Annotated in this window: 16 protein-coding genes and 1 tRNA gene; 15 read left to right on the forward strand and 2 right to left on the reverse strand. The window is 64.7% G+C overall.

Annotated features, from left to right (window positions below; translation table 11 throughout):
• Positions 1-256: 256 nt before the first annotated feature.
• From RAD16_RS21010 to RAD16_RS21020, 3 genes are all read left to right on the forward strand, one after another.
• Positions 257-2668, forward strand: coding sequence for an ATP-binding protein (locus RAD16_RS21010; protein WP_458159797.1), 2412 nt, complete (start codon positions 257-259; stop codon positions 2666-2668).
• 319 nt (positions 2669-2987) lie between these two features.
• A tRNA-Gly gene (locus tag RAD16_RS21015) sits at positions 2988-3061 on the forward strand.
• Positions 3062-3483: 422 nt separating this feature from the next.
• Positions 3484-5643 carry an exonuclease domain-containing protein gene (locus RAD16_RS21020; RefSeq protein WP_458159798.1) on the forward strand — a complete coding sequence of 720 codons (2160 nt, stop codon included), beginning with the start codon at positions 3484-3486 and terminating at the stop codon, positions 5641-5643.
• Between the two features lie 15 nt (positions 5644-5658).
• Here the strand turns inward: RAD16_RS21020 and allE are convergent, their stop codons facing one another.
• Positions 5659-6456: a (S)-ureidoglycine aminohydrolase gene (gene allE, locus RAD16_RS21025; protein ID WP_458159799.1), complete on the reverse strand. Its 798-nt coding sequence runs from the start codon at positions 6454-6456 to the stop codon at positions 5659-5661.
• A gap of 252 nt (positions 6457-6708) precedes the next feature.
• On the opposite strand from allE, the gene gmd reads away from it, so the two are divergent.
• From gmd to RAD16_RS21080, 11 genes are all read left to right on the forward strand, one after another.
• Positions 6709-7779 carry a GDP-mannose 4,6-dehydratase gene (gene gmd / locus RAD16_RS21030; protein WP_458159800.1) on the forward strand — a complete coding sequence of 357 codons (1071 nt, stop codon included), beginning with the start codon at positions 6709-6711 and terminating at the stop codon, positions 7777-7779.
• Positions 7760-8707, forward strand: coding sequence for a GDP-L-fucose synthase (gene fcl, locus RAD16_RS21035; protein WP_458159801.1), 948 nt, complete (start codon positions 7760-7762; stop codon positions 8705-8707). Before gmd ends, fcl begins: the two co-directional genes overlap by 20 nt.
• Before the next feature lie 76 nt (positions 8708-8783).
• A complete protein-coding gene (locus RAD16_RS21040; protein ID WP_458159802.1) occupies positions 8784-9236 on the forward strand; it encodes a DUF2231 domain-containing protein in 453 nt (150 codons plus the stop codon).
• Complete coding sequence (locus tag RAD16_RS21045) at positions 9233-10567, forward strand: PQQ-dependent sugar dehydrogenase (protein WP_458159803.1); 1335 nt, start codon at positions 9233-9235, stop codon at positions 10565-10567. The genes RAD16_RS21040 and RAD16_RS21045 overlap by 4 nt, the downstream gene beginning before the upstream one ends.
• 17 nt (positions 10568-10584) lie before the next feature.
• Positions 10585-10788, forward strand: coding sequence for a hypothetical protein (locus RAD16_RS21050; protein WP_458159804.1), 204 nt, complete (start codon positions 10585-10587; stop codon positions 10786-10788).
• A gap of 374 nt (positions 10789-11162) precedes the next feature.
• Positions 11163-12209 (forward strand): Rieske 2Fe-2S domain-containing protein, encoded by a 1047-nt coding sequence (locus RAD16_RS21055; protein WP_458159805.1) that lies wholly within the window; start codon positions 11163-11165, stop codon positions 12207-12209.
• 277 nt (positions 12210-12486) lie between these two features.
• Positions 12487-13875, forward strand: coding sequence for an MFS transporter (locus RAD16_RS21060; protein WP_458159806.1), 1389 nt, complete (start codon positions 12487-12489; stop codon positions 13873-13875).
• A 121-nt stretch (positions 13876-13996) separates the two neighbouring features.
• Complete coding sequence (locus RAD16_RS21065) at positions 13997-14824, forward strand: 3-keto-5-aminohexanoate cleavage protein (protein ID WP_458159807.1); 828 nt, start codon at positions 13997-13999, stop codon at positions 14822-14824.
• A 133-nt stretch (positions 14825-14957) separates the two neighbouring features.
• The gene (locus tag RAD16_RS21070) at positions 14958-16160 is read left to right on the forward strand and encodes an MFS transporter (RefSeq protein ID WP_458159808.1); all 1203 of its coding nucleotides are present in this window, start codon (positions 14958-14960) and stop codon (positions 16158-16160) included.
• 179 nt (positions 16161-16339) lie between these two features.
• The gene (locus RAD16_RS21075) at positions 16340-17569 is read left to right on the forward strand and encodes a CaiB/BaiF CoA transferase family protein (RefSeq protein ID WP_458159809.1); all 1230 of its coding nucleotides are present in this window, start codon (positions 16340-16342) and stop codon (positions 17567-17569) included.
• Between the two features lie 215 nt (positions 17570-17784).
• Positions 17785-18657, forward strand: a complete 873-nt coding sequence (locus tag RAD16_RS21080) for a 3-keto-5-aminohexanoate cleavage protein (protein ID WP_458159810.1) — start codon at positions 17785-17787, stop codon at positions 18655-18657.
• 7 nt (positions 18658-18664) lie between these two features.
• Here RAD16_RS21080 and RAD16_RS21085 read toward each other — a convergent pair whose 3' ends face one another.
• Positions 18665-19660: an AraC family transcriptional regulator gene (locus tag RAD16_RS21085; protein ID WP_458159811.1), complete on the reverse strand. Its 996-nt coding sequence runs from the start codon at positions 19658-19660 to the stop codon at positions 18665-18667.
• Positions 19661-19911: 251 nt separating this feature from the next.
• On the opposite strand from RAD16_RS21085, the gene RAD16_RS21090 reads away from it, so the two are divergent.
• Positions 19912-22419: an autotransporter outer membrane beta-barrel domain-containing protein gene (locus RAD16_RS21090; protein WP_458159812.1), complete on the forward strand. Its 2508-nt coding sequence runs from the start codon at positions 19912-19914 to the stop codon at positions 22417-22419.
• Positions 22420-22524: the final 105 nt, after the last annotated feature.

Raw genomic sequence — 22524 nt, forward strand, 5'->3', positions numbered from 1 at the left:
TGGCCGCAACGCGTAATGCTCGCCCGTGAAGCAGGCGACTCCGGACTTTCACCGATGTCATTCTAGCACGCGAGGTGATAGCTTTCGCTGGAATCCTGCTGCTGGGCGCAAGATATGACCCCGCCGACCTCAAGCCGCCCATGGGCCGACAGGATCACCGCGCACATCGCGTGAAGGGAGAATCCGAACTGTCGATTTGCTCGCGGCTGTGACCGGCCGGCCGGAGCAGGGCGCCGCCATTCCGGGGAGATGGTGCATGGGCAATTCAGGCGATCAGGAGACCAAGCGCAGCCGCGCCGTTGCCCCGGCGGCCACGAAGCAGGATGTGGGCGGGATCGGCGCTGTGCTTGCGCCGGCGATGTTTGGGGCGCTGTTGTCTCGGATTTTCAATTGGTCGCGCAGCGGCGTCGGGCCGCGCCTCCTGGCCGCGGTGCTGTTGTTCTCCTCGATCGTCACGCTGATGCTGACCGCGCTTCAGCTCTATCTGGATTACAATCGCGAGGTCGGGGTCATCGAGACACGGCTCGAGGAGATCGGCCGCAGCACCACCGGCAGCCTCGGCGAGAGCCTGTGGAATCTCGACCAGAACCAGCTCAAGCTTCAGCTCGAAGGCCTGCTGCGGCTGCCCGACATCCGCGCCGCCGAGGTGCGCGAGATCGCCGATCGTCCCAATCCGATCCGTGTCGCGGTCGGCGAGCCCGGCACCCGGTCGATCGTGACGCGCGATTATCCGCTGAACTACACCGTGCAAGGCATGGCGCGCGCGATCGGCGTGCTCCATGTCGAGGCGACGCTGAGCGAGGTCTATCAGCAATTGCTCAACCGCGCCCTGGTGATCCTGGCAAGCCAGGCCGCGAAGACGTTCCTCGTCTCGCTGTTCATCATCTACATGTTCCACTTGCTGGTGACGCGACACCTGGTCGCCATCGCCGACTTCGTCAGCAAATACAGCCTGACGCGACCGCCGCCGCCGCTGCAATTGGAGCGCCGGCCGCCCTACGATCCCGACGAGCTGGACAAGGTGATCGTCGCCTTCAACGCCATGTGCGCCAATCTCTCGCGCGCCTATGGCGAGCTGCGTGAGGCCAATGCCAGTCTGGAGCGCGATCTCAAGATCCGCCGGCGCGCCGAAGACGAGGCGCGTGCGAGTGAGCAGCGCTTTCGCGACTATGCCGAGACCGCGTCCGACTGGTTCTGGGAGACCGGACCGGATCACGTGTTCACCTATGTTTCGGAACGGTTCGACGCCTTCGGCATGAACCGGGAAGCCACGATCGGCCGTCGGCGCTTCGATGCCGCGGTCGATCACGAGTCCGAGCCGGAGAAATGGCGCGAGCACATCGCGGCACTGGACCGCCACGAGCCGTTCCGGAAGTTCGAATATCGCGGCCGCGATCTGGCCGGACGCGTGCGCCATTTCAGCGTCAACGGCCAGCCGATGTTCGCAGCCGACGGCCGCTTCATGGGTTATCGCGGCTCCGCCACCGACCTCACCGAGCAGCACGAGACCGAGGAGCGGCTGCGCCAGTCCCAGAAGATGGACGCGATCGGCCAGCTCACCGGCGGCGTCGCGCACGACTTCAACAACGTGCTCACCGTCATCACCGGCACCATCGAGATCATCCAGGAAGGGCTTGCGGACAAGCCTCAGTTCGCCGCGATCGCGCAGCTCATCGACGATGCGGCCGCGCGCGGCGCCGGGATCACCTCGCAGCTCCTGACCTTCGCGCGCCGCCAGCCGCTGGAGCCGCGCGAGATCGACGTCAACGCCCTCGTGGTGGAGACGGCGAAGCTGCTCCGGCCGATCCTGGGCGAGCATTTCGAGATCGTGACCCGCCTTGCGGACGACGCCTGGTGCGCGATGGCGGATCCCTCGCAGCTTTCCTCGGCGATCGTCAATCTCGCCGTCAATGCGCGCGACGCGATGCCGGGCGGCGGCAGGCTGACGCTCGAGACCGCGAACCGGGAGCTCGACGGCCTGCGCAATGTCGGCGACGGGGATGCCGTGCGCGGCGCCTTCGTGATGGTCGCGGTCGCCGACGCCGGTCACGGCATTCCGGCCGACATCCGCGAGCGCGTGTTCGAGCCGTTCTTCACCACCAAGGGAGTTGGACGCGGCACCGGGCTTGGGCTCAGCATGGTCTACGGCTTTGCCCGCCAGACCGGCGGCACCGTCGCGATCGAGAGCGAAGAGGGACGCGGCACGGTGGTGCGGCTGTTCCTGCCGCGGTCGAAGGGCGAGGCGACGGCCCGACCGGCGGCCGTCCAGGCGCCCGGCACCGCGCGCGGGCACGAGACTATCCTGGTCGTCGAGGACGACCCGCTCGTGCAGGGCTATGTCATCGCCCAGCTCGGCAGCCTCGGCTATCGCACGCTCGTGGCCGGCGACGGCGCGGCCGCGCTCGCGCTGGTCGACCAGGGCGCCAGATTCGATCTGCTGTTCACGGATATCATCATGCCCGGCGGCATGAACGGGCGGGAATTGGCCGACGCCGTCCGGCTCCGACGGCCGGGCGTGAGGGTGCTCTACACCTCGGGCTATACCGACAACACCATCGTCCACGAGGGGCATCTCGATCCCGGCGTGGCTCTGCTGCGCAAGCCATACCGGAAGGCGGAGCTCTCGCAGAAGATTCGCGAAGTGCTCGCCGGCGAGACGCCCGCCTGAGCGGTGCGCACCCACGAAAAAGGCGCGGCGGGGAAGCCCCCGTCGCGCCCGATTTCTTGCTCGCTGGTCCAGGGCTGAGAGCGCCCCGATGCCAAGCCTCAATTAAAGCTTAGCGGGCGATCCCAGCGAGGTGACAGCGCTTGAGATAAGACACTGGATCACCTCCTTTCGTTGGTTTCGGGACACTCAATATAGGGTGGAATCCCCGCGAGGTTAAGGGGGAGGGCGAGGCACCGGGAACAAGCCCGCCCGCGGGGCGGGAAAGTCCGGTCAGGGACAGTTGAGACCGCCGCCGGGCCGTGTTAGGTGATCGCCCGACGCGGGTGTAGCTCAATGGTAGAGCAGCAGCCTTCCAAGCTGAATACGAGGGTTCGATTCCCTTCACCCGCTCCATGCTTAGTCAATGACTTGGTTTGCTCCGCAAGGATAATGACTTGGTTTGCTCCGCGAGGATGTGGAGGCTTGTCGCGGGTCATGTCGATCGGGGCAGGCGTCTGGCCCAGTCGCGCGCCAACATCAACAGCCGTTCGCTTCAGTTTGATTGCGTCGAGCTCGCTCATCAGCTCAGGACGCGCCCGCCTCACCACTTGCAATGTTAGTCGCGGATGCGCCTGCGAGCGGCGACGTCCTCGCCATAGCGGTTGGTGCAACCCAATCGGCAAGGGCTCGCGAAGTTCCGAGCTTGACACTGTCGAGCGAAAAGAACAGAAGTCGAACATGGGCGCCCATGAATCAGGGGTGGCCGGCATGTCCGGCGGCCGCGCAACATCGACCAGAGCGGGATCGCGCTACGCTGCGCTGAGAGCGACGCACGGATGACGCTGCCTGTCCTGCCGGTCTACTACTACCACGACCACTTCACGGAGATGCTGAGCTTCGTTTGCGAGACCTACGGTCCGGTGCTGACCGAAGGGCATCACGCCTTTGTCGCTCGCTTCTCGTCGTTGTCCAAAGACGCCCAATGCCTGTTCATCCGGATGGTCAACCGGAACGGCACGGTCTTCAATCCCTCCACGTTCAAGTACACGGAGATCGCCGACCCCATCGGCGCATGGGGGGAGCTTGGTATCGCCGGTTATGTCCGAGGCCTGAGCGAACAGGATTACGCTGCGTTCCTGGCCTGTCTTGCAAAGCCTGTGCTGTTCGATGGTGCCAAGGCGGCCGGCATGAGCGATGTCCGGGCCTCATGGCCCAAGGCCAAGCTGACGGAGTATTGTCTCGCCAATCTGTCGTTCGGCACGGCATTCCGGCATTGCGGTGGTGAGGCCTTCATTGCGCTCGGTGACACCGAGCCGCTGGAGTTCTTGCTTTATCTCTATTTCGGCAAGACAGAGGACAACCTCAAAAATTTCGCGCTGCGTGACCTCGGCATCCTGCGCACGAACGATCAGGCTGATTTCAGCGCCCGGTTTGCCGACGCGGATGAGGCGAGGGCCTGCTTCCACTACGCACGCCTGCTGCGTCACCTCGAGACCAAATCGGACGAGGTCTATCGCAATTCCGTTGCAGGGATTCTCGGTGGTCCTGTCTGCCCGACGGACTACGCCGCCGATCTGCGCAGCCGCGCGGCACACAAGGCGGGTCTGCACTTTGAGAAGAAGGGGGAGGCCGCGCTTGCGGTTCAGCTCTACCGCGCCAGTTCCTCGGGCGACTGCAATGAGCGTCTCGCCCGTCTGCTCTACGCGGAAGGCGACAAGGATGCCGTCGAAGAACTGCTGCGCCGTATGATCGACGATCCCGCCAGCGACGACGAGTTCGTCTTCGCGAGCGATTTCTACGCCCGGAAATTCGACGGACGCCGGACGGGACTGTGCACGGAGCTGCTCCGGGCAGGGCGAACGCTTCGGGTCGACGATACCTGGCGCGGCAGCCCGGAAGCAGGGATCGCGGGCGTCCTGCGCCGGCAGGGTCTTGAGGTCTTCTACGCCGAGAATACGCTCTGGCATTGCCTGTTCGGATTGCTGTTCTGGGACGAGCTGTTCGAATCCGGACAGCTGCACAGCGGCTTCGACTGGATGCCGCACTGCCTTAAGGACCGAACCTTTGCGCGATTGTTCGCGCCTCAAATCGAGACGAAGCTTAAGGCCGTCGCGTCGAGCGCCGCGCTCCCCCAGATCCTGCGCGTCGTCGCCGCAAAGTGGGGCAAGCCGAACGGCGTGTTCGCCTGGGACCATGTCGATATGGATGCACTCCGCGCGCTGCTTGCCGGCGCGAGCGCTGCGGGCCTCGCCACCATCCTTCGCTTGATGTGCGAGGACTACCGCGCGATGCGCGATGGTTTTCCCGACCTCATGCTCGTGGCCAACGGTGCCGTCTCGTTCATGGAAGTGAAGGCCGAGGGCGACGTGATCAGACGCAACCAGCTGACGCGGCTGCGCCAGCTCGGCAACGCCGGCATTCCCGCAGAGATTGGCCGCGCCGATTTCCGCTTCGATCCGGACCAGGACTACATCGTCGTGGACATCGAGACCACCGGCGGCTGGACCGGTGGGGATCGCATCACCGAGATCGGAGCCGTCAAGATCCGCAACCACGAGGTCGTGGCGGAGTGGCATTCGCTGCTCAACCCCCAGCGCTCGATCCCGGCCAAGATCGTCGCGTTGACCGGCATCACCAACGAGATGGTGCGGAACGCACCGTTGTTCGCGGAGGTCGCGGACAGCTTCATGCAGTTCATGGCCGACGGTGTTTTCGTCGCCCACAACGTCAACTTCGATTATGGCTTCGTCGCCGCGGAATATGAGCGCCTCGAACGCCGCTTCCGCTTCCCGAAGCTCTGCACTTGCGCAGGCATGCGCCGGCACTATCCCGGTCACAAATCTTACGGACTTGGCAAGCTCACCCGGGCGTTCAGCATCGAGTTGAAGGATCACCACCGGGCCTTGTGCGACGCCCGCGCAGCCGCGCACCTCCTCAACCTGATCAATGCAAGACGCAGTGAAAGCGGGCGCGCGGGCAACGAGATCGCTGCGTAATCAGGGCGGCTGTCGTCAAAGCACGACATCCCGATTGACGTTCTTGTACAGGAGATAGACCGCCTGGCTCGCGCCGGTGGGATAGAATTGCTGCGGGCAGAACGATCCCATCCAGATGAAGTCGTCGACCCAGATTTCGTGCCAGCTATTGCCGAGATAATACAGGCCTTGACCCTCCAGCATGAACAATCCGTGCTCCATGATGTGGGTCTCGACGGCTGGAAAGCAGACGCCGGGCTGGAAGAACATCAGGTTCATCTCGAAATCGAAGCGCAGGTCGCCCATCGGCAGCAGGTGCTTGAAGCCGCGCCCCTGGAGGCCGGTATGGTTCGTCATCGGCATCGATTGCTGTTGACCGATGATGGCCGTCGGGGCCGCGATGCCCTCAGCGGTTTCATAACGCTTCTTGAGCGCGAGAACGCGGGCTGGCGCAGTGGCAGGGCAGGACATCGTGAAGGACGTGCCCGGCGGCACGTACGCGAAGCCACCTTCGGTCAGCGAGGTCGGGGCTTCGGTGCCGAGGGTGAAGTTGACGGCGCCCGACACGATGTAGAAGAAATGCTGAAGATCGACGCTGATCGGCCGGGCCGTGCCGCCGGAGGGCTCGATCTCCAGCATGAATTGGGCAAACTCGGCTCCGAGCGACGGCGCCGCCAGAAAACGCACGGTCGTAGACGACCACGCCGGCAGCCGGCTCTTCAGGACGCCTTCAGGTGGAATGAACGCGAAATTGCGGCCGACGACCGCGCGGCTGTGGCCGATCGCGCCTGGACGAACGACGCCGGGTTGGACAGGCAGATCGGTGGGGTGCATCTCGAATTCCTTGGTCAACCCGCATCAGCGCGCGGCCACGAGCGGAAGGCCGGAGTATTGCGACGCGCGCGAATGTGGTTCAGTTCATACCGGCTCCAATTTGATAATTGAGAGCGTAATGTCCCGCAACGGCGGCCGGGCGATGCCCGCCATGCCGGGTTGACCCCGGCGGCCGTTCTGTCAAAGAAGGCGGGGCTCGGTCGGAATTCGAGCCGCCGGCCCCTTTAGATGGCGTTGGGAGTTGCTGCGGACATGTCTGAGCGGATCGCTCTCATCACCGGCGTGACCGGCCAGGATGGCGCCTATCTCGCCGAATATCTGCTGTCGCTCGGCTATGTCGTGCACGGCATCAAGCGGCGCTCGTCCTCGTTCAACACCGCGCGGGTCGATCACCTCTATCAGGATCCGCATGTCGGCAATGTGCCGTTCCTGATGCATTACGGCGACATGACGGATTCGACCAATCTGATCCGCCTGGTGCAGCAGATCCGGCCGACCGAGATCTACAATCTCGCAGCCCAAAGCCACGTCGCCGTCAGCTTCGAGAGCCCGGAATACACCGCCAACGCCGACGCGGTCGGCGTGCTGCGCCTGCTGGAGGCGATACGCATTCTCGGCATGGAGAAGGAGACGCGGTTCTACCAGGCCTCGACCTCCGAGCTCTATGGCCTTGTGCAGGAGATCCCGCAGAAGGAGACGACGCCGTTTTATCCGCGCTCGCCTTATGGCGTCGCCAAGCTCTATGGCTACTGGATCACGGTGAACTACCGGGAAGCCTACGGTATGTTTGCGAGCAACGGCATCCTGTTCAACCACGAGAGCCCGATCCGCGGCGAGACCTTCGTCACCCGCAAGATCACCCGTGGCGTCGCCCGCATGGAGGTCGGTCTGGAAGACACGCTCTATCTCGGCAATCTCGAGGCCAGGCGCGACTGGGGCCATGCGCGCGACTATGTCGAGGGCATGCACAGGATCCTGCAGGCCGACAAGGCGGACGACTTCGTGCTCGCCACCGGCGAGATGCATTCGGTCCGCGAGATGGTCGAGCTTGCCTTTGCGCAGGTCGGCCGCCGCATCGCATGGCGCGGGGCGGGTGTCGAGGAGACCGGCATCGACGAGACCAGTGGCAAGACATTGGTCAGGATTGATCCCTCCTATTTCCGCCCGACCGAAGTCGATCTCCTGATCGGCGATGCCAGCAAGGCACGCGAGGTGCTCGGCTGGAAGCCGAAGCGGACCTTTGCAGAGCTCGTTCAGGAGATGATGGCGAGCGATCTGGCCGAGGCAAAGCAGGACGCGGGCCGTGACAAACACAACCTTTGAGCTGAAGGGCAAGAGCGTCTACGTCGCCGGCCATCGCGGCATGGTCGGCAGCGCGATTGCGCGCCGGCTTGCCGCGGAAGACGTCAGGCTCGTCACCGTGGACCGGGGCGAGGTCGATCTGCGCAACCAGGCCGCAGTGTTCGACTGGTTCGCGAGAGAAAGACCGCAGGTGATCTTCCTCGCCGCCGCCAAAGTCGGCGGCATCGTCGCCAACGACACGCTGCGGGCCGAGTTCATCTACGACAACATCGCGATCGCGGCGAACGTGATCCAGGCCGCGCATCAGAACGGCGCCGAGAAGCTGATGTTTTTGGGCTCGTCCTGCATCTATCCGAAGCTGGCGCCGCAGCCGCTGCGCGAGGAGTCCGTGCTATCAGGCCCGCTGGAACCGACCAACGAACCCTACGCGATCGCCAAGATCGCCGGCATCAAGATGGTGGAGGCCTATCGCAGCCAGTACGCATGCGACTTCATCAGCGTGATGCCGACCAATCTCTACGGCCCCGGCGACAATTATCACCCCGAACTGAGCCACGTCGTCGCCGCCCTGATCCGGCGTTTCCACGAGGCGAAGCTGTCTGGTGCTAAAAACGTCGTCGTGTGGGGCACCGGCACGCCGCGGCGCGAGTTCCTCTATGTCGACGACATGGCGGATGCCTGCGTGCACCTGATGAAGACCTATTCCGGCGCCGAGCTGATCAATATCGGCACCGGCGAGGACATCACCATCGCCGAGTTCGCGCGCGTGGTCGCCGAGATCGTCGGTTACAGCGGCGAGATCAGTTTCGACACCTCACGGCCCGACGGCACGCCGCGCAAGCTGCTCGACGTCAGCCGTCTCGCAAAGCTCGGTTGGCGCGCCACGACCTCGCTTCACGACGGCTTGAGACGCGCCTACGCGGCGTATCAGGCCGACGTGAAAGGGTGACTGCGCCGGAGTAGGAACCTTCACTGCAAGCACGAGTTGGCCGGTCGGGCAGGGCGTAAGTCACACGAGGCCAACTGTGCAAGACACTGTGGGCGTGCGCTCCACCGCGCAAATCGGGGGTCATCCGATTCATCCGATGCTGGTGCCGATTCCGATCGCGTGCTTCATCGGGGCATTGCTGACCGACATCGCCTATGTCGTCAGTGCCGAGATGATGTGGGCGGATTTCTCCGCCTGGCTTCTGGTCGTCGGCGTCATCTTCGGGGTGCTCGCGGCGATCGCGGGCCTGACCGATTTCCTCGGCAACCGCCTGGTGCGGGCGCAATCACCGGCCTGGCCGCATCTGCTCGGCAACGCCGTGGTGCTGATCCTCGCCACCATCAATGCGCTGATCCACACACGCGATGGCTGGACCTCGGTGTGGCCGACCGGGCTCATTCTCTCTGTCATCACCGTGCTGATTCTGCCGGTCACCGGCTGGCTCGGCTGGGCCATGGTGTATCGCCATGGCGTAGGAGTTGCGCGATGACGTCTTTTGTTGCCCGCGCGCTGTTGTGCTCGTCGCTCCTGTGTCTCGCCGGCTGCAATGACGGCAGCGGCGATCCCAAGGCGCAGATCGGCGCCAATCCGGTGCTTCCCGATATCCAGCAATACTGGCTGCCGCCAATTCATATTGCGCGTATCGTCGGCTGGAAGAAGGGCGAGACGCCCACGGTTGCGCAGGGCCTGCAGGCCAAGCCGTTCGCGACCGGTCTGCAGCATCCGCGCTTCCTCTACACCCTCCCCAACGGCGACGTCCTGGTGGTGGAGTCCAAGGCGCCGAAAGCGGCTGCGATCAAGCGGCCCAAGGAAATCGTGATCGGCTATATCGAGTCCTGGGCGACCTCGGGCGGCGACACCGGCGAGAGCAACCGCATCACGCTGCTGCGTGACACCGATGGCGACGGCGTGCCGGATACGCAAAGCGTCTTTCTTGATCATCTCAATTCGCCGTTCGGCGTCGCGCTTGTCGGCAACGACCTGTACGTCGCCAACACCGACGCGATCGTGAAATATCCCTACACCGAAGGCGATACCAAGATCACCGCGCCGGGCACGGTGCTGACGCCATTGCCGGGCGGGCCGATCGACCATCACTGGACCAAGAGCCTGGTCGCGAGCCCCGACGGCTCGAAGCTCTATGCCGGGGTCGGTTCCAACAGCAACATCACCGAGAACGGCATGGAGGCCGAGCACAATCGCGCCGCCATCCTCGAGGTCGATCGCGCCAGCGGCCGCTGGCGCATCTTTGCGAGCGGCCTGCGCAATCCCAACGGCCTCAGCTTCGAGCCGCAGACCGGTGCGTTGTGGACGGTGGTGAACGAGCGCGACGAACTCGGTCCCGATCTCGTCCCCGACTACATGACCTCGGTGAAGGACGGCGGCTTCTATGGCTGGCCCTACAGCTATTACGGCCAGCATGTCGATCCTCGAGTCAAGCCGGAGCGGCCGGATCTGGTCGCCAAGGCGATCGTGCCTGATTACGCGCTAAGCTCGCATGTCGCGCCGCTCGGAATGGTCTTCTCCACCGGCACGAGCCTGCCGAGCGCCTATCGCGGCGGCGCCTTTGTCGGCGAGCACGGCAGCTGGAACAGGCAGGTCCTGAACGGCTACAAGGTCGTGTACGTGCCGTTTACGGACGGCAAGCCGAGCGGGCCGGCGCAGGACGTCGTCACCGGCTTTCTCAACAGCGACAACCATGCGCGCGGCCGTCCCGTCGGCGTCGCCCTCGACAAGACAGGCGCGCTGCTGGTCGCCGACGACAGCGGCAACACGGTGTGGCGCGTGACCGCCGCGCATCCGCAGCTCACGCAGCGATAAACTTCGAGGAGCGAAAAATGGGCCTTGCTCAATATGCCATCGTGCCGGTGCAGGACGAATGGGGCGTGCTGCATGACGGCGACGTCAAGAGCAGATACGCCACCAAGGAAGCGGCGTTCGAGTCGGCCGTCGCCGCAGCATCCCTGGCCCTGCGGGAGGGCCATGAGGTCCATGTCAGCGTGCCCGGCCGCGAAACCGGCGAGAACGCGCTGGGAAGCTAGCTTCATCGCAGTGTGACCTGAACAAGGTTGGGATCTCACAGGCGCCGCCCGGTGCAAATCGACCGTCCGCGCTGAGGCGTGCCGGTCGGAATGGTTGTTGAAACGATCGACGAATCCAGTGGTGGCATCCACCTTGTCGCGGGCCTATCGCAGCTCGCGAACGACCGGATAAGGACGAGGCGGGACCTCGTATGCTCCAGATTTCATTCGCAGTCGTACAATCTCGAGATTCCGGTTGACGTGTAAGCATCCAGGGGTTGTATTGATCCCCAGAGCATGAATTTGCGGGAGGGGGAAGCCCACCTGTCACTCCGCGCGACCGCATGCGTGATGACGGCCTGTCCGGCTGGACCAGTGGCGAGTGAGGTGAGGTCATGGTGATCGCGTCAACCTGGGACACCGAGAGAGCCGATTATCGCGCCATTATCAACGAATGGCACGTGGTCCGCCGGAGCGAGGAAGTCGCGGAAGGCGCCATCGTGTCGACGCGCCTGCTTGGCGAGGATATCATCCTGTGGCGCCATGACGGCGAGGTTCACGCCTGGAAGGACTATTGCCGTCATCGCGGTGCGCGCTTGTCGCTCGGCTGGGTGAAGGACGGCTGCGTCGTCTGCCCCTACCATGGCTGGGAATACGGCACCGATGGAGCCTGCCGCCGTTACCCGGCCCATCCGACGACCCGGCCGACAAGCCGAGCCGCGGCATTTCGCCATCACGCGGTCGAGCGGTATGGATACATTTGGGTCTGCATGGGCAATCCCGTCGCCGCTGTTCCTCCGTTTCCCGTTTGGGAGGATGCGACCTATCGCAAGGTCCAGGCCGGGCCGTATTATTACAACGCAAATGCCCTTCGTGCCGTGGAGAACTTCCTCGATCCCGCGCACTTTCCGTTCGTGCACGCCAACCTGAATGGCAACCCCGACGATCCCGACGAACTCGTGGATTACGATGTCGTGTTGACGGATGAAGGCTTGCGCACGAGCGAAATCACCTTGTTTCAGCCCTACGGCGATCATCGCGGCATTCCCATCAATGCGGTCTATCATTACTACTGCTTCCGCCCCACCACGGCCTATTTCAACAAGAAGACCGGCGAGGTCGAGCGCTTCTGCACGTTCATGGCCGTCACGCCGGTCGATCTGGAAAATTGCGTGCTGCATCTGACCGCGGCCATCAACTATGGCTTTGACGTCGCTGTCGAGCAGATCGTGGCGCGCCTGGACAAGGTGTACGAACAGGATCGCGTGATCGTCGAGTCGCAACGCCTGAAGACTTTGCCGCTTCATCCCAAGGACGAGATTCACCTGAGAAGCGATCTTCTCGGCGTGGAATATCGCCGCTGGGTTCGTGCTTTGGCGGGCGATGGACCCCATGCCGGATCTGCGCCAGAGCCGGCGGCCGAGGGCACGGTCGCAAACTGAGGGACCGGGCGAAGCGCAACGCGCGTGACGTTGAGGAGGGCGCTTTGAGCGCGGTGGGCTCCAAACGTTCCACCGCGTAAAATAACATCATGTTAGGTTTATCGCATAACTGGGTAATTGTGTTAGCCCGGCGATAGCCTATTGTCGCGACCAATCAGACATCTATCGGCAGTGGCAAGCGCGCGGAAAAACTCCGCAGAGCGCTCGGAGATGGCTGTCCAATTGTCAACGAAGCCCGCCAACGGGACGTCAGAAAAACCAGTGGAGGAATTTTGAGATGACCGCAACCCGTCAGACGAGTCAGTCCAGGAAGGCTGCTGCCAGCGGCTGGATCGGTTCGGCTCTCGAATATTATGACTTCTTCATCTACGCCACCGCCGCCTCGCTGATCTTCCCGCAAATCTTCTTCCCGTCGGAAAATCCCACCGTCGCCATCGTCGCATCGCTGGCGACCTACGGCGTCGGCTACGTGGCCCGGCCGATCGGCGCCTTCGTGCTCGGACATTGGGGCGACACCCATGGCCGCAAGACCGTGCTCATCGTTTGCATGTTCCTGATGGGCATCTCGACCATGGCGGTCGGTCTTCTGCCGACCTATCAGCAGGTCGGCATTTTGGCGCCGATCCTGCTCGTCATCCTGCGCCTCGTGCAGGGTTTTGCCGTGGCCGGTGAAATCTCCGGCGCAAGCTCGATGATCCTGGAGCACGCGCCGTTCGGCCGGCGCGGCTTCTATGCGAGCTTCGCACTTCAGGGGGTGCAGGCTGGACAGATCCTTGCGGCGGCCGTGTTCCTGCCGCTGGCGGCCTATATGCCGACCGAAGCCTTCAACAGCTGGGGCTGGCGAATTCCGTTCCTGCTCAGCTTCTTCGTCATCGTCGCTGGCTACATCATTCGCCGCGAGGTCGACGAAACCCCTGCCTTTGCCCGCGAGGACGAGCGGGGAGAAACGCCGCGGTCGCCCATCGTTCAGGCCATCAAGGTGAGCTGGCGCGACATGCTCAGGGTCATCTGTATGGCCCTGATGAACGTCATCCCCGTTGTTGCGACCATCTTCGGTGCGGCATACGCGGTGCAGCCGGCCTATGGCATCGGTTTTGCCAAGGACGTCTATCTGTGGATCCCGGTCCTCGGAAACATGCTGGCCATATTCGTCATTCCCTTCGTGGGCAATCTCTCCGACAAGGTCGGCCGCAAGCCTCCGATCATCGTCGGCGCGCTTTTCTCCGGCCTGCTCGCGTTCGGCTATCTCTACGCCATCAGCATCAGGAACGTGCCGCTCGCGATCCTGCTGTCGCTGCTGATGTGGGGCGTCGTCTACCAGGGCTACAACGCGATCTTCCCGAGCTTCTACCCGGAGCTGTTTCCAACGCGCACCCGCGTGTCGGCAATGGCGATCTCGCAGAACATCGGCACGACCATCACCGCGTTGCTCCCGGCACTGTTTGCGACCGTGGCGCCTCCCGGCTCGGCCAACATTCCCTTCACGGTCGGGGCGATCGCCTTCAGCATCACGGTCATCGCGGCGCTGGCAGCCGTCACGGCGCGAGAGACCTACCGGGTCAGCATCGATGATCTCGGCAATCCCAAGGCCGTCCCGATGGCGCGGGCCGATTATGAGCGGCAGCGCGTGGAGGCGGCGAGCGGTGCGGCCGCAATTCCGACCTGACGGGAGCGCAAGGAAGCCATGCCGCTGCGATCGGGGATGTTTGCAGCGGCAGGCTCGACACGTTACGTGATTGCCTGGTCGAACCTTCAGCGCGTGAGCGCGATCATCATGAGGTCAAGGGATGAACCCCGTCGTCGTTGCTGTCGCCATCACCGGCTCCGTTCCGCGCAAGAAGGACAATCCGGCGGTGCCCATCCTGCCGTCCGAACAGATCGAATCGACGCAACAAGCCTTCGAGGCCGGCGCCATGCTCGCCCACATCCATGTTCGCAACGATGACGAGACGCCGTCTTCCGAGCCAGGGCGCTTTGCCCTCGTGCAGGAGGGCATCAGGAAGCACTGCCCCGGAATGATCATTCAGTTCTCGACCGGCGGGCGCGGCCGCGATCCTTCGGCGCGTGGATCGTCGCTCTACCTGAAGCCTGACATGGCTTCGCTGTCCACGGGCTCGGTGAACTTTCCGACGATCGTCTATGAGAACAGCGCCGCCTTGGTCGAGACGCTTGCCACCGGCATGAAGGCGAATGGCATCCGGCCGGAGATCGAGATCTTCGACCTGTCGCATCTGCATGGCGCTCGCCGCCTGATCGAGGCGGGGCTGATCGACGCACGTCCGCATGTGCAATTCGTCATGGGCGTCAAGAACGCCATGCCCGCGGACGAGCATGTGCTCGATATCCTTCTGGGAGAGTTGAAACGGCTGATCCCGCAAGCGACCTGGACCGCGGCCGGGATCGGACGCCACCAGGCCGAGGTCATGGACTGGGCGCTGGCGCGAGACGCTGATGCGGTCCGCACCGGGCTCGAGGACAATATCAGGATCGACAAGGCACGTCTTGCCGCCAGCAACGCCGAGCTCGTGACCATCGCCTGCGAGGCTGTCACGCGCCACGGCCGGCGCGTCGCGACCGCGGCCGAGGCGCGATCCTTGCTCGGGCTCGTTGGATAAGGGCTGCTGCCTCTTCCTGACATGCTCCCGGCTGCATTCTGCCATACGGCGACTGGCGTTCCCCCGCGCTGAGTCTCCGGCTAAGACATGTTCACAGGCGCGCTCTGCGCCTGCCGGGCAGGCGACGTTTGGAATGCGGTTTCTGAAATCTGACAGCAGACTCATCGGCGTCCTGCTGGTCCTCGCTATCACCCAGCTCATTGGATGGGGTACGATCGGCCTTCCGGCCGTCGTCGGCCGCGACCTTGCCGACGGACTCGGCATGAGCCTGCCGGCGGTATTCGCGGGCAGTTCGGTCCTTTATGTCACGATGGGGCTGTGCGCGCCCTGGCTCGCCAAGGCCTTTGGGCGGCACGGCGCGCGCAAGGTGATGATGGTGGGCACGGTTGTCTCCGCGCCCGGCTTTGTTGTCATGTTTTTCGCGCACGAGCCGATGCTCTATTTCGCCGGCTGGGTCATTCTCGGCATGGGCGGCAGCGCGACGCTCTCGACCGGCGCCTATATCATGCTGAACGAGGTCGCCGGGCGAGGGGCAAAGAACGCCATCGGCGGCCTGATGCTGGTAACGGGCCTCTCCAGCAGCATCTTCTGGCCAACCACATCGTTCCTGAGCGGCCATTTCGGTTGGCGCGGCACCTGTCTCGTCTACGCGGCGATGCTGCTCTTCATCAACCTGCCGCTCTATGCGTTCGTCGCACCGCGCCGGAAAATCGCGACGGACGACGGCGCAGAGCTGGGCAAGGCGCCGCCGCCTGCGATTCCCAGGAGCACCTTCGGTCTCGTCGTAACCGCGATCACGATGAACGCCTTCGTCAATTTCGGTATCAGCGCCATCTTGATCGAGCTGCTCCGGGCGGAGGGGCTGGCGCCGGGGCAGGCGCTCGCCTTCGGCTCGATGCTGGGCGTGATCCAGGTCAGCGCCCGCGGGCTGGATCTGCTCGGCGGCGGGCGCTGGGACGGCATCACGACCGGGCTCGTCGCGGGAACGGCACTGCCGGTGGCCATGCTGCTGCTGATGATGAGCGAGGGCGCGACCTGGGCGGTCGCGGTGTTCATCCTGCTCTACGGCGCCGGCAGCGGCGCGATGGCGGTGGCGCGGGCGACGATCCCGCTGGTGTTCTACGACCAGGCGGAGTTCGCCAAGGCCATGTCGATGATCGCGCTGCCGCTCAATCTGGCGTCCGCCATCTCGCCGCCGCTCCTTGTCGGCCTGCTCACCGAGTTCGGCAGCCGCGGTGCGCTCGGTCTCACCTTTGTCTTTTCCTGCGCGACGGTGCTGATCCTGGTCCTGCTCGGCCGGCGCCGGCCGCAGGTGGCTGCGGCGGCGGCGACCTGAGCCCTGCCAGGTAATATTCGCAGTGCGGAAAATCACTGCAGCGGGTCGCCTCCGCTGCGGGGCGGGGGATGGCCGTATGCCCGGCGTGCAGTGCTCAGGGCCTGAAAATGGTGTATCCGCAAGGAGCGCGGCCCGCGATCTCGCCGCCGCGCCAAGATCCAGTTCCCGGAGGAAATCGCATGTCGGCCCTGCCGCTCTCAGGCATCAAGATCCTTGACCTTACCCGCGTCCTTGCCGGGCCCTTGTCGGCCCAGATGCTGGGCGATCTCGGCGCCGAGGTGATCAAGATCGAGCGGCCGGGCACCGGCGACGACGCGCGCGCCTTCGGCCCGCCTTATCTGACCGATCCCGAAGGCAAGGCGAACAACAACAATTCGTTCTACCTTTGCGCCAACCGCAACAAGAAGTCGGTGACCGTCAACATAGCCAAGCCCGAGGGGCAGGCGATCATCCGCGAGCTTGCCAAGGACGCCGACGTCTTCATGGAGAACTACAAGGTCGGCGATCTCAAGCGCTATGGCCTCGACTACGACACGATCAAGGCGATCAACCCCGGCATCATCTATTGCTCGGTCACCGGCTTCGGCCAGACCGGCCCTTACGCGCCGCGCGCCGGCTACGACGCGATCCTGCAGGCGATGGGCGGCCTGATGAGCGTCACCGGCCATATCGACGGCGAGCCGGGCGAGGGCCCGATGAAGGTCGGCCCGTCGATCGTCGACTACATGACCGGCATGAACACCTCGATCGGCATTCTTTCGGCGCTCTATCATCGCGACGTCAATGGCGGGCAGGGACAGCACATCGACGTCTGCCTGTTCGACACCGTCATCGCCTCGCTGTCGCACTGGCTGCAGATCTTCCTCGTCAACGGCAAGATGCCGCCGCGCCGCGGCACCTGGGGCAATGGCGGCATGCCGGCCGGTGTCTTCCGCTGCACCGACGGCGAGCTGATGCTGGTGGTCGGCAATGACGGCCAATTCCAGCGCACCTGCGCCGTGCTCGGCGAACCCGAGCTTGCGAGCGATCCGCGCTTCGTCAAGAACAACGACCGCGTCGTGCACGGCAAGGAGATCATGGCGATCTTCGCCGGCCTGTTCCTGAAGAAGCCGGTGGCCTACTGGCTGGAGAAGCTGGAGGAGGCCGGCGTGCCGTCAGGTCCGATCAACAATTTCGAGCAGGTGTTTGCCGATCCGCACGTGCAGTCGCGTGGCATGCGGGTGAAGGTCGAGCATCCCTTCGAGCCGGATCTGTCGCTGATCCGCAACGCGGTGACCCTCTCGGGCACCCCGATCAAGGACTACCGCGCGCCGCCGCTGCTGGGCGAGCACACTCAGGAGGTGCTCGGCGGCAAGCTCGGCTATGATGCCGGCAAGATCGAGCAGCTGAAGCAGCAGGGGATTATCTAGCGCAGGGGCGCGCGAGCTTTCTTTCCCTCTCCCCCTGCGGGAGAGGGTGGATCGCCGCGCAGCGGCGAGACGGGTGAGGGGTTCTTTCGGCGATTCCCTTTACCGAGTTTGTGGATACAGACCCCTCATCCGGCGCTTCTCGCCACCTTCTCCCGCAAGGGGAGAAGGAAGAGGGCAGCGATCGTGATGAGATAGAGGGGCAAGGACAACATCGCATGACCAAAACCATCATCACCTGCGCCATCACAGGCAACCTGACAAAACCCGAGCAGTCGCCGTATCTCCCGATCACGCCGGAGCAGATCGCGACCTCCGCGCTGGAAGCGGCCGAAGCCGGCGCCGCCATTGCCCACATCCATGTCCGCGATCCCGCCACCGGCCGGCCCTCGATGTCGATCGACCTCTACCGCGATGTCGTGGACCGCATCCGCGCCCGCAACAAGAGCCTGGTCATCAATCTCACCACCGGCCCCGGCGGACGTTTCGTGCCCTCGGTCGAGGATCCCCGCGTCGCCGGCGCCGGCACCACGCTGCTCCAGCCCGAAAAGCGCGTGGAACATATCGAGCTGCTCAAGCCCGACATCTGCACGCTCGACCTCAACACGATGAATTCCGGCGGCGAGGTCGTGATCAACACGCCGCGCAACGTCCGCATCATGGCCGAGCGGATGAAGGCGGCCGGCGTGCTGCCCGAGATCGAGCTGTTCGATTCCGGCGACTGTCATCTCGCGCGTGACATGTTGGCGGACGGCTCGCTGAAGGGGCCGGGCCTGTTCTCGCTCGTGCTCGGCGTCAAGTACGGCTTCTCCGCCACGCCCGAGACGATGTTCTACGCCCGCAGCCTGCTGCCGCCGGGCGCGATCTGGTCCGGATTCGGCATCGGCCGTGCCGAATTCCCGATGGTCGCGCAAGCCTGGCTGCTCGGCGGCCACGTCCGCGTCGGCATGGAGGACAATCTCTATATGTCCAAGGGCGTGCTGGCGAAGACCAATGCCGAGCTGGTCGCCCATGCCGCCGGCATTTTGAAGAGCCTGGGCGCGACCGTTGCCACCGCGGAGGATGCGCGCGCGATGCTGGGGCTCGCCTGAGCGCCGTTTACTCCCGCTGTTCCCGCCACACGCACTTGGCCGCCTCGCGAAAATCCGAGGGGCGGCTGCCGAAATGGCGGCGGAAGGCGCGGTTGAAATAGGAGACGTCGCCGAAGCCGCTCTCATGTGCGATCTGCGCGATGTTGAGATGGCCGAAGCTCCGGTCGACCAGCATGCGATGGGCCTTGGCCAGCCGCTCGGCGAGCACGAAGGCCGAGAATGACGAGCCGTCCTGCTCGAACAGTTTTCGGACGTAGCGCGGCGAGATGCCGTGGCGGATGGCGATGGCCTCGGTCGAGAGCTCGCTGTCGCCGATCGCCTTCAGGATGTCCGACTTGATGGCGGTCAGCCGGGCCGCGGTGCCGCCGCGCAGGCGCGCGAGCTCGGCATAATCGCCATGGGCCCCGAGCGCGAGCGCGGCGAGGTCGAGCATGTGCTCGGAGGCGCTGCGTGCGATCGCGGGATCTGTCGCGGACGCATCGTTCGCGACGATGTCGGCGTAGCGGGTGAGGAGACGCAGGGCTGCGTTGGAGCCGGGGATCGGCCGACCGAACGCCTGGGTGTAGTGCGGCGCGCGGCGGGCGATGACGGGCAGCGCGCAGATCAGGGTGACGAAGCTGCCCTCCGTCAGCATGGTGCTGGTCGATGGCTCCAGCGGCGCGATCACGCTGGCGCTGCCGACGCCTGAGATCAACTCCTTGCCGAACTGGGTGGCGCTGGCGCGGCCCGAGCACAGCATGCTGATGACGATGAAGTCCTTGGCGCGCGTCGCGAGCTCCTTGGACGCGCGGTAATGCGCCGGCGAGCGCGAGCCTGTGGCGATGCCGACGCCGGGGAGCTGGCTGAAGGTCACGTCGGCATGAAACGGGGTGTCTCCGATCGGCTCGATGTCCACGGTGGCGATGCCGCGTCCATAGACCTCGCGCCACATTTGCAGGCGCTTGGCCTCCGGAAAGGCGTCGGTGGAGATACGTGCGCGCCGAAGCGATCCTGTGTCGTGCATTGGCCCCCGCCAGAAAACATCGCGTCGAGCCCTTTGACGCGCCGTCCCGTCATCGCGTTCGAAGTGGTTCCGTCTAGGACAAAAATTTCCCCGCGATGGTGGCGCGGGCGCAACAGGGTTCCGAAGAAAACTCACGGTTGTGCCGCCTGGTCCGATGCGGTGCCGTCGGGGCCAAGACAGTCGGAACCCGCCCGGGTGATGTGAGCGCGTGGCTGCTTCGGCCACAAGACTGCAAGACTCGGGAATGCCTCATGAAAACGACGATCAGCCGGACGCGCCACACACTGTCAAAGGCGACATCGCGCACGGGGCGGCCCTTCGCCGTGCTGACCGTCACCGCGTCGCTGCCGCTGGCCGCCTTCGTCAGCCTCGCACCCATGCCGGCCATGGCCGCCTGCGTGCAGGCCGGCAACGTCGTCACCTGCAGCGGGGCGACCAGCACCGGCTTCGGTACCGGCGCCGAGACCAATTTGGCCGTCACCATTCAGTCCGGTGCGTCGATCACGGTCCCCACGGCCGTGGCCGCGATCTATCTCGCCACCGGCAACACCGCGACCAACAACGGCACGATCTCGGCCGGCAACAGCGCTTTCGGCATGGTCGGCACCGACAACAATTTCTTCACCAATACCGGCACGATCGCGATCGGCTCTGCTTCGACCGGCATCTTCATGCTGGGCAGCAACAATACGGTCTCCAACTCGGGTTCGATCAGCGGTTCGACGGCGATGAGCGCCGGTATCGACGTGCTCGGCACCGGCAATTCCGTCACCAACACCGGCTCCATCGTGCTGACGGGCACCGGCTCGACCGGCATCGCCGCCAACGGCATCGGCAACACCATCCTGAACTCCGGCACTATCACGATCGGCAGCGCCAGCGGCACCAACGGGCAGGGCATCTTCCTGCTGACGTCGAACAATTTCACCAACAGCGGCACGATCAACGCAGCCGGCGATGACAGCGTCGGCGTCAGCATCTGGGACAACGGCAACACCATCACCAACACCGGCACGATCCTGGCGAGCGGCCCCAACAGCCTTGCGATCGGCATCAACGGCACCGGCAACACGCTGGTCAACAACGGGACGATCAGGGCCGGCGCCAACAATCAAGCCTTCTTCTCCTTCGGCGCCACCGGCAACGCCATCATCAACAACGGCACGATCGACGGCGCCATGTTCTTCATCGGCACCGGCAACAGCCTGACCAACAACGGGCTGGTCACGATCAGCGACCCCGGTACGTCGATGTCGACCGGCAACATCGGCTTCGGCGGACTGTTCACGCAGACGGCGACGGGAACGCTCGCCTTGCGCGTCGACAATCTCGGCAGCCATGACGGTCTCTCCGCCTTTGACGGGGCCAAGCTCGGCGGCACCTTGCGCGCGGTGGTGCAGGCAGGCCTCTATCAGACGACGACGACCTATAGCGACGTCGTGCAGACCTCCGGCGCGGTCACGGGGCAGTTTGCCAGCGTCACCTCGACCTCGGCCTTCCTCAAGGCGACGGCGACCTACAATGCCAATTCCGTCGACGTCACCTTGACCCGCCAGGGATTTGGCGCGGTCGCGGGAGAAACAGCCAACCAACGCGCGGTTGGCAACGCGCTCGAGGCAGGCTACTCGCCCGCGCTCACCGGCACCGCGGCGGCGTTCTATTCGCAGCTGCTGATGGCCGGCTCGGCGGGCGTGCTCGACAGGCTCTCGGGCGAGGGCACCAGCGGAACGCAGAACACCGCCTTCGCCGCGGGCAGCCTGTTCGGCCAGAGCATGGACGGACAGATGAATGCCTGGCGTGCCGGCGGCCGCTTTGGTGTGGCGGGATCGGGCGCGCTCGGCTATGCCGAGACGCGGCCGGTGACCTCCGCATTCAACGCGCTGAAGGCGCCACCGCTGGTGCAGCCGCAATGGCACGCCTGGGCCTCCGGCTTCGGCGCGAACCAATCGCTGAACGGCGATGCGGCAACCGGCAGCGCCGGCTTCAGCGACCGGATCGCCGGCGGCGCGGCGGGCGTCGATCATCTCCTCAATCCGGACCTGCTGGTCGGCATCGCCGCCGGCGGCTCGAGCGCCATCTTCGACGTCCGCGATCGCGCCACCTCGGGCCGGCTCGACGGCGCCCATGTCGGCGCCTATGCGATGCAGCGTTTCGGCGGAACTTACGTCTCGGCGCAGCTCGCCTACAGCCACTTCAACAACACAACGACCCGCAGCATCACCGGCATGGGCGCGGATGAGATCGCCAAGGGCTCGTTCGGCAGCGACCAGCTCGGCGGACGGCTGGAACTGGGCCACACCTATGATTTCGGCACGGTCGCGGCGACGCCGTTCGCCGCGCTGCAGGCGGCAAGACTGTGGCAGGCGGGCTATACCGAGACCAGCGTCATGGGCGCAGGGCCCGGCGTGCTCGGCCTCAGCTATGCCGCGCGCAACGTCTCGTCGCTGCCGCTGTTCCTCGGCAGCAAGTTCGATGCAAGGTTCGACCTCGGCAATGGCATGATGTGGATGCCGTTCGCCAATGTGGCCTGGGTCCACGAATTCTCGCCGTCGCGCGGCGTCACCGCGGCGCTGGTGTCGCTGCCGGCATCCGCCTTCACCGTCGAGGGCGCGCGTGCGGCCAGTGACGCTGCCCGCGTCGAGCTCGGCTCGCGGCTGGCGCTGAACGCCTGGGCGGAACTGTCGGCACGCTTTTCCGGCGAGTTCTCGAATGTCGGCCAGAGCTATGCCGGCACCGGATCGCTGCGCATAAGCTGGTGACCTCAGCATGACGCGCGTGCGGCTTATGCGAGGCTTGCGCGCAATCCCCAGGTAAACCCGATCCGTACTCACACAGGCTTCCGCTTCGCGCGCGACTCAGCTTCG

It is taken from the genome of Bradyrhizobium sp. 18BD (assembly GCF_054185225.1).